This window comes from Qipengyuania flava (genome assembly GCF_011762005.1).
GTDB lineage: Bacteria > Pseudomonadota > Alphaproteobacteria > Sphingomonadales > Sphingomonadaceae > Qipengyuania > Qipengyuania flava.
The window spans coordinates 180,580-193,010 of record NZ_JAASQU010000002.1 but is presented as its reverse complement, the minus strand read 5'-3'; the positions used below and the strand labels follow the sequence as shown (position 1 = coordinate 193,010).

7 protein-coding genes are annotated in these 12,431 nt (G+C 63.6%); 1 reads left to right on the top strand and 6 read right to left on the bottom strand.

What is annotated here, in order from left to right:
- Positions 1 to 136 precede the first annotated feature (136 nt).
- The gene (locus FHS69_RS07590; protein WP_067507166.1) at positions 137 to 1,210 is read right to left on the bottom strand and encodes a FecR family protein; all 1,074 of its coding nucleotides are present in this window, start codon (positions 1,208 to 1,210) and stop codon (positions 137 to 139) included.
- Positions 1,207 to 1,755: an RNA polymerase sigma factor gene (locus tag FHS69_RS07585; protein ID WP_166777223.1), complete on the bottom strand. Its 549-nt coding sequence runs from the start codon at positions 1,753 to 1,755 to the stop codon at positions 1,207 to 1,209. Before FHS69_RS07585 ends, FHS69_RS07590 begins: the two co-directional genes overlap by 4 nt.
- A 181-nt stretch (positions 1,756 to 1,936) precedes the next feature.
- On the opposite strand from FHS69_RS07585, the gene FHS69_RS07580 reads away from it, so the two are divergent.
- Entirely contained in the window at positions 1,937 to 4,807 is a 2,871-nt protein-coding gene (locus tag FHS69_RS07580; protein WP_166777222.1) for a M16 family metallopeptidase, read from the top strand.
- A 147-nt stretch (positions 4,808 to 4,954) separates the two neighbouring features.
- Here FHS69_RS07580 and FHS69_RS07575 read toward each other — a convergent pair whose 3' ends face one another.
- The 4 genes from FHS69_RS07575 to FHS69_RS07560 form a co-directional block, all read right to left on the bottom strand.
- Positions 4,955 to 6,163, bottom strand: coding sequence for a GGDEF domain-containing protein (locus tag FHS69_RS07575; RefSeq protein ID WP_166777221.1), 1,209 nt, complete (start codon positions 6,161 to 6,163; stop codon positions 4,955 to 4,957).
- A gap of 207 nt (positions 6,164 to 6,370) precedes the next feature.
- A complete protein-coding gene (locus tag FHS69_RS07570; protein ID WP_166777220.1) occupies positions 6,371 to 7,699 on the bottom strand; it encodes an alkaline phosphatase PhoX in 1,329 nt (442 codons plus the stop codon).
- A 121-nt stretch (positions 7,700 to 7,820) separates the two neighbouring features.
- Positions 7,821 to 9,224: an efflux transporter outer membrane subunit gene (locus tag FHS69_RS07565; protein WP_166777219.1), complete on the bottom strand. Its 1,404-nt coding sequence runs from the start codon at positions 9,222 to 9,224 to the stop codon at positions 7,821 to 7,823.
- A complete protein-coding gene (locus FHS69_RS07560; protein WP_166777218.1) occupies positions 9,221 to 12,430 on the bottom strand; it encodes an efflux RND transporter permease subunit in 3,210 nt (1,069 codons plus the stop codon). The genes FHS69_RS07565 and FHS69_RS07560 overlap by 4 nt, the downstream gene beginning before the upstream one ends.
- Position 12,431: the final 1 nt, after the last annotated feature.

Here is a 12,431-nt window from a genome sequence, read left to right as displayed (position 1 = left end):
TTTTAGCGCGACCGCCCCTGACCCGGGTTGCCGGGTTCATGGGGCGTAAGACGCGCGGGGCGCGTGCTGCCTCAAAGAAAATTGCGCTACGGTGGGAAAAGCTTGCCTTTGGATGCGCCGAACACGCTCGCGGAGGCTAATTATTCCAATTGAGAATCAGGTGGTTCCGTTCATCATCGGTCTGAACCGAGACCGGAAAGGCCGCCTGAAGATTTTTGGCGAAACCATCCGCCGATCCGGCACGGAAGCTGCCGCTTACGCGCATTTCCGCGAGGCTGGGGTCGCCAAGAACCACCTTGCGGGCCGAGTAGCGATTGACCTCGGCGACGACGCGAGAAAGCGGATCATTGTCGAACACGAGGCGACCGTCGCGCCAGCTGGTGGCGATTTGCGTATCGATGGCATCCTTGCTGCCAGAACGGTTGGCGGCCAGTACGATCTGCTCGCCCGCGACCAGCCTTTCCAGCGTTACTTCCTCGCCGCCGCCGAGGAAGCGGCCTTCGACTGTGCGGCCCACATCGACGACGCCTTCGACCAGCGTGACGCGTACGGCGTCGCCGTCCATCCTGACCGCGAATTCGGTGCCCACCGCGCGAACCACCTTGTCGTCGGCCTTGACGACGAATGGGCGCTCCGGATCTTTCGCGACATCGAAGAAGGCTTCTCCCTTGAGGAGAACCAATTCGCGGCGATCGTTCGAGTAGTTTACCTGCATCAGCGAATCGGTGTTGAGTTCGGCGGTAGATCCGTCGGGCAGGCTGATGGTCGAACGCTGCCCGGTCTCGGTCCGGTAAATCGTCGCTTCGGGGGCGACCGCGACACGCGCCGTTTCGATCGATGCGTCCGCGGGCGCAGTGTCGCGGGTTACCAGCGCGAGAACGGTGACCGAGATCGCGAGTGCGCAGAGACTGGCGGCAATCGCCGTGATTCGACCCCAGCGGTCGTGCGTTTCGGGTTGGACCGCAGTCAGGGCATCGTTGCGCATGGACAGTATGTCGGGGTCAGAGGATGCATCGCCGACTGCGTCCCACATGCTTTGGCATTCGCGAAACGCAGACACATTGTCGGGCGACTGGCGCAGCCACCGGCGGAAGCGCCGCTTGGTCGCAGAACCGCTATCCTCCGATTGCAAACGCGCAAACCACTCGGCCGCTTGGTCGAAGGCGCTCGCCGGCATGGAAGCCGTCCCGGACTGGTTGTCGCCGCTCATGGGTGCCTCCCCAGTCGGTTCGCGACGTGTTTGATCGCCTGCATCATATACTTTTCGACCGAACTTACCGAAATGCCCAAGTGCTGGGCGATTTCTCGATACTTCATTCCTTCGTAGCGATGAAGTAAAAACACAAATCGCACGCGCTCGGGTAGTTCCGCCAGCGCGTCCTTCAGCTTCGCAACCTGTTGCTTGGCCAGTAAGACGCGCTCGGGCGTGATTGCCTCAAAGGAATCGCCGTTTTCTTCGGCGAAGCGCCCGCTGGCCGATTTGCGGACGATATCGCGCCGCGATCGATCACGCAGGAGATTGGCCGCGATCTGGAACACGTAAGCCTCGGGTTCCTCCATCTGGACCCGCTCGGACCGGGCCAGAAGCCGGGTGAAGACTTCCTGGACGAGATCGTCGACATCGCCCTTCTCGAACACCCGCTTGGCGAAATACCGTTCCAGCGGAGCACGAAAGCGGGCGTATAGGTCGGTCTCGGTTCTATTCCGGGAGTGAAGCTGCCCCCCGGCATGGTTGTGAAGCTTGCTGCCTGCCAAGATGTCTTCCCGTTCCCAGCGCCCCGAATGCGCGTTCCTCGCGCGTGTATGGGGGCCGCTGGCCAACGATGGCAAGAAAGCAAAATTCGTTGAGGTGTCCGCGCAGTGGTGCGTCTTCCCCGGCAACAGTGTTACACGAAATGGCCGCTTCAGGTGGCCTGCGAATAGCGAGGAACCTGCAATGCGCAGCAAAACTTTCCGTCTCTGGCAGCGGCCCCTTCTGGCTGGTGTGCTGATGGCCGCCGTCGCTCTGCCGGGCGCAGCTGTGGCCCAGGGCGATCCCGCCTTCGTCCATGAAGCGAGCGACCTCGAGGCCGACGCAAGGGTCGTTTACGGCACGCTAGCCAACGGTCTGCGCTACGCGGTGATGAAGAATCAGACCCCGAGCGGCAATGCGGCGATCCGCATGCGCATCGCCACCGGTTCGTTCAACGAGACCGATGCCCAGCAAGGCATCGCGCATTTTCTCGAACACATGGCTTTCAACGGGTCGGTCAACGTCCCCGAGGGCGAGATGGTCAAGCGGCTCGAGCGTCACGGGCTGGCGTTCGGCGCGGATACCAATGCCAGCACGGGTTTCGACCAGACGATCTACAAGCTGAACCTCCCGACCGTCGGCGAACCGGTGCTGAACGAAGCTTTCTTCCTGATGCGCGAGACGGCGGAGAACCTGCTGCTCGATGCCGATGCGATCGACCGCGAGCGTGGCGTCATCGCATCGGAAAAACTCGCCCGGGATTCGCTGTCCTACCGCTCGACCGTCGACCGGCTCCGCTTCTTCACCGAGGGCAGCAAGGTCGTGAACCGCCTGCCGATCGGCATTGCGGAAACGATCGAGACGATGCCACGCGAGGAATTCGTGTCCTTCTATCGGGGTTACTATCGCCCCGAGAACACCTTCATCGCGTTCATCGGCGATGTCGAGCCGGAGGTTGCGGTCGCCAAGATCGAGGAATATTTCGGCGACTGGAAGGCGCAGGGTCCGGCACTTGGCCAAGCGCTGCCCGGACCCGCAGAATTGAAGCCTGGCCGGGTTGGCTATTTCTTCGATGAGAAGCTGATGACCTCCGTGACGCTCGGCGCGTTGCGACCCTATGAAGAACGCCCCGATACCCGGGCCACGCGACGCGAGAACCTGATCCGCGCCATCGGTTCGCGCATCCTCAACCGGCGCTTCAATCGCAAGGTCGAACAGGGCGTGGCGACCTATCTTTCGGGCGGAGCCAGCCGCTACCGTTTCGACGACGTGATCGACGGCATGACGCTGACCGTCCGAGCGACGCCCGAGGACTGGGCCGAGGCACTTGCCGAGGGCGAGCAGGAGCTTCGCCGGGCGCTGCAATACGGTTTCTCGCAGGACGAGCTCGACGAGCAACTGGCGATCATCCGGCAGGCGCGCGAAACCGCGGTCGAACGCGCCGATACGCGCAAGACCTATGCCGGCTTCGAATACAATTACGCAAAGGAACTGGTGTCTGCCTTTGCACAGGACAAGGTGTTCACGTCGCCTCAGACCAATCTCGCGCTGTTCGAAGAAACTGCGCCGACGATCACTCTGGAAGAGGTCGAACGCGAATTCCGGGATGCGTGGCGCGGCATCGAGGATCCGGCGATCTACTTCGTAAACAAGTCACCGCTCGAGAACACCGAGGCGGCGCTGAAAACGGCATTGACCAAATCGCGCCAGGTTGCGGTGGCACCTCCCGAACCGCGCAATGTCGGCGCTTTCGCCTATACCGATTTCGGAACGCCCGGTGAAGTCGTGTCCGACCAATATGTAGAGGATGCCGACGCGCATCTGGTGAAGTTCGCGAACAATGTCCGCCTCAATTTCAAGCAGACCGATTTCGATGCGGGCACGATCTCCGTACGTGTTCGCGTTGGAGGTGGCTTCATGGCGATGCCGACCCGCAGCGAAGCGCTTCGCCGCTTGGGGCTCAACCTGCTCGATCAGAGCGGCGTGGTCGGCCATACCGACGACGACCTGCGGATTATGTTCGCCGGGCAGCGCGTCGGCGTCACGGCCAAGACTTTCATCGACAACGATGCTTTCGAACTGCTCGGTGCGACCGATGCCGATGACCTTGCCGCGCAATTCAACCTGCTGGCGGCCAAGGTGAAGGCGCCGGCCTTCAGCGAGGACGTTGCCGCACAGTACTTCCGCAAGATCAGGGCATGGTATCCGACTCATGATTCCTCGCCGCAGGAAACGGTGCGCAAGTATCTGCCGCGCCTCGTGCGCTCGGGGCACAAGGCCTACGGCTTCGACGATCTCGACAGTTTCATGGAACCCACCATCGCCGATGCCCGGTCGTGGATCGAACCCGAGATGGCCAACGGCCTGATCGAGGTGACGGTCGTCGGCGATATCGACAAGCAGACCGTCGTCGATCAGGTGGCGCGAACGCTTGGCGCTCTGCCCGCACGTACCGATACGAAAGGCGATTACCCGGTTATAGGGAACGTGCAGTTCCCGGAGGGCAACGAAACGCCCTACCGCTACTATCACAAGGGTACGCCAGACCAGGCGCTGGTCTATGTCTACTGGCCCGCGCCCGATGCGAGCGACCCCGCGGATCGCTATCGCATGCGCCTGTTGCGCGGGTTGTTCCGCAATCGCCTGTCCGACGTGCTGCGCGAAGAGATGGGATCGACCTATTCACCGGGCACGGCATCCTATGCCAACGATCTCTTCGACGATTACGGCTATCTCTACGCCCGGGTTACCGCCAAGCCGGACGAGGTCGACAAGGTGCGCGAGGGGGTCCTTCGGGTCGCAAACGAGATGGCGAACACGCCGATCGACGAAGATACCTTCATCCGTGCCTGGACGCCGATCGTCGAGGATCTCGACAGCAGTCTCGAAAACAACAGCTACTGGCTGAGCGTCCTCGGCGATGCGCAGACCGACGCCAGCGGACTGACCCGCTTTCGCGTGCGCGAACCTGCCTATCGCGACATGACCGCCGAGGAGATCAGCGAATTGGCCAGCCAGGTGTTCGGTGGGAGCAACGAGATCACCGCCTACATCCTGCCGGCGAAGATGCAGTAGCCAAAGCAATCGTGTCCCGACCGGTGATCGCCGACCCCCATCAGGCGATCACCGGCGACCGGCATAGCGCCGGTCCGGGTGGAATGTCCGTTCTCCGGCGTTCCACCCGTCCTTGTTTGGCGGTGCCAGTGCTCCGCGGCGCTGGCTTCAGGCGGCGGTTCTGCTGGAGATGAGCACCGGGTGGCCGTGGGCGAGCGATGGCTTGTCGACGGGGGCCAGCGAGACCTTGTCGCGGCCGGTGTTCTTCGCCTCGTAGAGCGCAAGATCGGAGCGGCGGGCGAGATCGGACAGGGCTTCGCCCGGGGCCAGCTGCGCAAGCCCGAACGAAGCCGACACCTCTTGCTCGTGTCCGATCGCTGCGGACAGTTCGGCCCGTACCCGCTGACGCAGGATCTCGGCTGTTCGCGCCGCTTGCTCGATATTCTGATTGGCAAGGATCAGCGCGAATTCCTCCCCGCCGAGGCGTGCCACGAGGTCCTTCTCTCCGGTGGCGTCGGAAAGCAGCCGGGCAAGCGCTATGATCACCTGATCGCCTATCGCATGGCCGTGACGGTCGTTGATCGCCTTGAAACGGTCGATGTCGACGGTGACCAGTGTCAGCGGCCTGGCGCGGCGCAGGGCGGTCGCCACCATTGCATCACCATGCACTTCGAAGCCGCGCCGGTTGCGCAGGCCCGATAAGGGATCGGTTTCCGAACGGGCGACCATTTCGATCGTCATGTCGCGCATCATCACCAGCAGCAGGACCAGCGCGAGCGCGATCAGGATCACCGACCCCATGCTCTGCGAGATCGCGGCGTAATGCGAGGCCAGATAGTGTTGCGGCGCATCCGCGATGCCCATGCGCCATGCCACGAGCGGCTTGATCATGTAGGTGAGCGCAGCGACCGAACTAACGAACACCAGCAGCCGGTCGAGCAGCATGCGTCGCTGCGACCGGATCACGATCCAGGTCATCAGCATCTGCATTGCGAAATAAGGAATGTGGTAGAGCAGCGTGCGCGCGGCCGATCCATAGGGCAGGACGAGCATCGCGGGGGTAAGAAGCGCGGCAAGCACCCAGATCGAAGCGATCGGCGCGGTTGGCAGCGGCGCGCGATAATGCTTCGACACGCCGATCATCCCACACGTCAGCGCCGCGAGGTAGATATAGAAGATGACGAAACCGATCGTCGTGGGGTGCGCCGACCAGGGCAGCAGGAATTCGAGTGTGACGTCGGCCACTCCCAGCGCATAGGCGCTCGCGAGCCAGCCAGCACCGCGTGCCACCGGGTTGGAACGCGCGACCACGGCAAACGCCACGCCGAACAGCGCGGCGATGAACATGTTGATCCCGAGTATGAACGCCGCGGTCATCGGCCGTTCCCTGCCCCCATCTTGTTCCCGCGGCGGTCGATAGTGGTGACAGGTTAAGATGCCCTAACCATGTAAATCGCCTCGGGAAATATGGGCACGGCCAGTGGCCGGACGACAGTGGTCAGGTCTCAAAGCGAGACTGCACCGTCAGGCCGACCCCGCCGTATCGCTGTTCTGTCCCCGGAGACGGCGAGGACACGCAGCGCGTCAGGCGGCCCAGGGGCCGGTAATGGCGAGCGTGCGTGTGGGCGAATAGGCGTTGACGAAGAACCATTTGCCGTCGGGTGAGAAGCACCCGCCCGCGAGTTCGGTCTGGAGACGCAGGCGAGCAAAGGCATAGGCCCGTCCATCGGGTGTGATCCCGCGGAGATGGTTGTCCACCACGTCGGTATATTGATCTTCGCACACGATCAGGTGGCCATTGGGACCCACGGTGAGGTTGTCGCCGTAATTGAACTGGTCTTCGCTTTCGCTTTCGAAGAACAGCTCGATCGTATCGGCGCGCGCGCCGCGCCCCGGGACGAGACGGAATATCTGCCCCAGCTTGCGCTGGCCGCCGCTGGTCGAGCAGATGAAGACTTCGTCGGTGCCCGTGTGGATGCCTTCGCCACGCGCAATCAGTGCCGCACCATCTGCGGCCGCACGGAGACGCAAGTCGTCCTGTGGTGCCTCGACGTCGGTGCAGTCGATCCAGCGGACCGTATGACTCGTCCCCGTGGCCATGTCGGGGCCGGTCCAGTTGCGCGTATCGGCAAGACCGTCGATCATCATGGCCTGCAGGCGCCCGCCATCGGCAAGACGGCCGGGCGTGTCGGGCAGGAAGCGGTAGAGTACGCTGTCGTCGCGGTCTTCGGTAAGATAGACGATGCCGGTCGCCGGGTCGACGCAGGCGGCCTCGTGGTTGAAGCGCCCCATAGCGGTGAGCGGTACCGCATCGACCAGCCCGTTGGCGGCGGCGGGGACTTCGAATACCCAGCCGTGGTTGCGTTCCAGCCCGTCTCCGTAGCGTTGGCCGGGGCCGGTCGGTGCCTCCTCGCAAGTCAGCCAGCTGCCCCACGGCGTGATCCCTCCCGAGCAATTGCGGATGGTGCCGGCGAGCGTGCGAAATTCGCGCTTGGGTGCGAGCGTTGTCGCATCGAGCACCAGATTGGTGGTGCCACCTGGTACGATCGCACCGTCGCGCCGCCCGAAACCGCTTGCCAGATCGCCACCGGCATCGTCGGTCGGGATCAGTTCGTGGTTGCGGATCAGGACGATCTCATTCTCGTCCAGCGGCAGGCAGCCCATGCCGTCGGCCTTGTCGGGCACGGTGCCGCCATCGGCCATCGTGTCACCAAGGCTGGACAACAGCCGGTAGCTGAAGCCGCGTGGCAGATCGAGCAGGCCGTTCGGATCCGCGACCAGCGGGCCATACCCTTCGAACGGCGCGGCTGCCGTAGCGCCTTGTGTGGCCATGCGTCCTGCACAGCCGCTCAGCAGCAAGCCAGAGAATGCGGCGCCGGTCGCGCCGAGGAAGTGTCGCCGGTCGATTGTCATGTCATATCCCATTGCCGAAGGGTGTGACTGTTCGGTGACTATCCTGCGCGGCAAGGTCAAGATTTTCGGCAGGCGGACGGGATGCTTTCGCGGTCCTTTCGAAGACAATCGACGCCTAGTCCTATCGCGCGAGGCCGCCCCCGAGGGCAACGAACAGCGTGGCCCCGTTTTGCAGATAGGCGCGCTGGGTGGCGAGCAATTGCTGCTGTGCAGAAAACAGGTTTCGCTCGGCATCCAGCACTTCGAGATAATCCGCCACGCCTTCGCGGTAGCGCAATCGTGCAAGGCGCGCGATGCGTTCCTGTGCCGCCACGCCCTGTTCCTGTGCGGCAACCTGCTGGGCCAGCCAGCGCCGACCGGCAAGCCCGTCGGACACCTCGCGAAAGGCGGTCTGGACCGCTTTCTCGTAAAGCGCGACCTGTTCGACTTCGCGCGCCTTGGCGAGGTCCAGATCGGCCTCGCGCGCGCCCCAGTCGAAGATGGGCAGCGAAATGGTCGGTCCAAAAGACCAGGTGGCGCCATCCGACCCGAACAGATCGCCAAGGTCGCTCGATGCAAAGCCCGCGCTGCCGGTCAGCGAAATCGTCGGGAAAAAGGCAGCGCGCGCAGCGCCGATATTGGCGCGGGCAGCACGCAACTGTTCTTCGGCTGCGACGAGGTCGGGGCGCACCAGCAGCAGTTCGGAAGGCGTGCCGGCGTCGAGAACCATGGCATTGCCCTGCGATTGAAGCGACATGGCCCCGGGCAGATCGGTCGGTATGCTTCCTCCGACCAGCACCGCCAACTGGTTGCGCAATTGCGCCTGAGCCAGTTGCTGCGCTGCGAGTTGCTGCTCGGCCGAGGTCAGCAGCGTTTCCGCCTGGCGATAGGGTAATGCCGAGGTCACGCCCGCATCGAGCCGCAATTGTGCGATCCGCAGCCCTTCGCGACGGCTGTCCAGCGTCGCCTGCGCCAGATCGATCTGCGCCTCGGTCTCGCGCAGTTCGAAATATGTCGAAGCCACATCGGCGATCAGCGAGAGATAGAAGGCCCGCTGGTTCGCTTCGGTGGCGAGGTATTGCGCTCGCGCGGCATCCGAAAGATTGGCGACGCGGCCCCAGAAATCGAGCTCGAACGAGGTGACGCCGACGCCGACGTCGAACCTGTCGGTGGTCACCGCGCCCGCCGCTTCGCTGTCGAGAATGCCAAGCGGCGTCCGCGTGCGGCTGGCCGCCGCGCTGGCCACGGCAGTGGGCAGGCGACGGCTGTCCTGAATGCGGTATTGCGCGCGGGCCTGCTCGATCCGTGCGGTGGCGGCCATCAGATCGCGGTTGTTGGCAACGGCGGTGTCCAGCAACGCGACCAACCGGGGATCGGTAAACCAGTCGCCATAGGAAAGCGTGGCTGCGGTCACCGTGCCATCGGGGGCGAAGGCGGGGTCGTAGGCGGCAGCGCTCGCCAGCGCGGGCCGGGTATGATCGGGTGCCATGTTGACGCAGCCGGCAAGGGCGAGCGCAAGCAGGCTCACACTGGTGAGGCGCTTCATGCAATGTCTCCTTCGGGTTCGGCAGGCGGGGTGGGCTTGCGACCGCCGAGCTTGGTGCGCACCAGCAGATAGAGCAGCGGGATGACGAAGATACCGATCGCGGTGGCCGCGATCATTCCGCCCATCACGCCGGTACCCACCGCGATCCGGCTGGCTGCGCCAGCACCCGAGGAAAGCACCAGCGGCACCATGCCGAGAATGAAGGCCAGCGAGGTCATGATGATCGGGCGCAGGCGCAGGCGCGCGGCTGCCTTGACGGCCTCCAGCGGGCTCTTGCCTTCGGCTTCTTCTTCGATGGCGAATTCGACGATAAGAATCGCGTTCTTCGCCGCCAGACCGATGATCGTGATAAGGCCGACATTGAAATAAATGTCCGCGGACAATCCGCGCAGCATGGTGAAGATCACCGCGCCCAGCACACCCATCGGGACGATCAGCAACACCGAGAAAGGCACCGACCAGCTTTCGTACAAAGCTGCCAGGACGAGGAAAACGATCACCACCGACAAGCCCAGCAGCAGGCCGATCTGGCCGCCCGCCTGCTTCTCTTCATAGCTGATGCCGGTCCATTCGAAGCCGATACCGTCAGGCAACTGACTGGCAATACGTTCCATTTCGTCCAGTGCGGCGCCGGAGGATTCGCCGGGGGCCGCAGTCCCCGAAACGGTCATGGCCGGATAGCCATTGTAGCGGCCGAGGCTCGGCGGGCCTGCGGTCCATTCGGCGGTCGCGAAGGAACTGAAGGGAACAAGCGCGCCCTGATCGTTCGGAATACGCAGCGACAGCACGTCTTCAGGTTCCATCCGGTGTGGAGCATCCGCCTGCACCAGTACCTGCAGGACGCGGCCCTGACGGTTGAAATCGTTGGCGTAGGCCGAACCGAAGTTGATCGACAGAGCGTTGTTCACGTCGGTCATCGACAGACCCATCGCGCGCGCCTGGACGCGATCGACCTCGACATGCAACTGCGGCGCAGGGGGCTGGTCTTCGGGTCGGATGTTGGCAAGCAGCGGGCTTTGCGATGCCATCCCAAGCAACTGGTTGCGCGCATCGGTCAACGCTTCACGGCCCACGCCGCCGCGATCCTGCAGTTTCATGGTGAACCCGCTGGCTTGGCCCAGCGACTGGATCGCGGGCGGCTGGATCGCGAATGCCAGCGCATTGTCGAGCCCCATGAACGTGCCCATCGCCTGTCCTACCAGCGCCTCGGCGGAACTTTCCGCCGCGCCGCGTTCGCTCCAATCGGTCAGCGGGGTGAACATGATCGCATTGTTCTGGCCCTGACCGAAGAAACTGAAGCCGCGCACCACGACTACGCGTTCGACTTCCTGGCGCGATTGCCAGAACCCTTCGACGGGTTCGATCGCCTCGTCGAGCCGCTCTTGCGTCGATCCTGCAGGCGACTGAACGACGGTGATTACATAGCCCTGGTCCTCGGTCGGCAGGAACCCGCCGGGCAGGCGGGCAAACAGCAGTCCGGTAATCGCACCGAGCAACAGGAAGACCGCCAGTCCTCGCATCGGCCTGGCGAGGATTTTCTCGTTCGTGCGCCCGTATTTCTCCGTCATCCGCGCGAACCACTGGTTGAAGCGGTTGAAGAATACGGTGCCCTTGCGCCGCGCCAGTTCGACCTTTCCGCGCCAGCCTTCGGGCAGCGGGGTCTCGTCCGGCTCGCTGTCTGCGTCGCCGTCATGGTCCTGCACGTCCTGCGCGCGCAGGAAAGTCGCGCAGAGCGCTGGTGTCAGCGACAGCGCGAGCACGGCCGAGAAGAAGATCGAAATCGCGAGAGTGACGGAGAACTGGCGGTAGATGCCACCGGTCGATCCGGGGAAGAACGCCATCGGTACGAAGACCGCGATGAGCACCAGGGTTATGCCGATGATCGCCCCGGTGATCTGATCCATCGCCTTGCGTGTCGCGGCGAGCGGGCCAAGCCCTTCCTCGCGCATGATGCGCTCGACGTTCTCGATCACCACGATGGCGTCATCGACCAGAATGCCGATCGCCAGCACCATGCCGAATAGCGAAAGCACGTTGATCGAGAAGCCGAACAGCCACAGACCGAGACATGCGCCCGCCAGCGCGATCGGGACTACGAGTGTCGGGATCAGCGTCGCGCGCCAGTTCTGGAGAAAGAGGAACATGACGAGGAAAACAAGCACCATGGCTTCGACCAGCGTCTTGACGACTTCCTCGACCGAGACCTCCACGAAGGGGGTCGTGTCGTAGGGGATTGACCAAGCGACGTCCTGCGGCAAGCCGGCACCGAGCTCTTCCATGCGTTGCTTCACGCCTTCGGCGGTAGCCAGTGCATTGGCGCCGGTGGCGAGCTGGACCGCCATGCCCGCCATGGGCTGCCCGTCGAGCGTGGTCGAAGTCGCATAGGTCTGCGCACCGATTTCCACCCGCGCGACGTTGCCCAGCCTGACGCTGGCACCGCCCGCGTCGGCGCGCAGGATGATGCGGCGGAACTCGTCTTCGGTTTCGAAGCGGTTCTCGGTGGTGATGGTCGCGGTGATCTGCTGTCCTTCCTGGAGGGGAAGGGCCCCGAGCGAACCGCCGGCCGTCTGTGCATTCTGTTCACGGATCGCGGCGACGACCGCGCTGGGCGAGAGGTTGTAGGACGCGAGCTTGTCCGGATCGAGCCAGATACGCATCGCGTATTCGGAGCCGAACAAGGTGACATCGCCGACCCCGGTCACGCGGCGCAGTTCGTCGATGACCTGCGTCGAGGCGATGTTGCCCAGATCGGTCGAGTCGAGCGCGCCGGTTTCGGATGTCAGTGCGACGATGAGCAGGAAGCCCGCGTTCGCCTGCCGAACGGTGATGCCTTGGCGGCGTACTTCCTCGGGCAGACGCGCTTCGACGGTGCTCAGCCGGTTCTGTACCTCGGTCTGGGCGATGTCGATGTCGGTCCCTGCCTCGAAGGTCAGCGTGATCGAGGCAGTGCCGTTCGATAGGCTCGACGAGGACATGTAGAGGAACCCCTCTACCCCGTTGAGCTGCTGCTCGATGACCTGCGTGACGTTCTGCTCGAGCGTTTCGGCATCTGCGCCCGGATAGACAACGTTGATCGCCAGCGAAGGGGGGGCGACTTCGGGATACTGCTCGATCGGGAGCGCGCGCAAGGCGATGAAACCGGACAGGAGAATGCCGAGCGAAACGACCCAGGCGAAGATGGGACGGTCGATGAAAAAGCGTGCCATG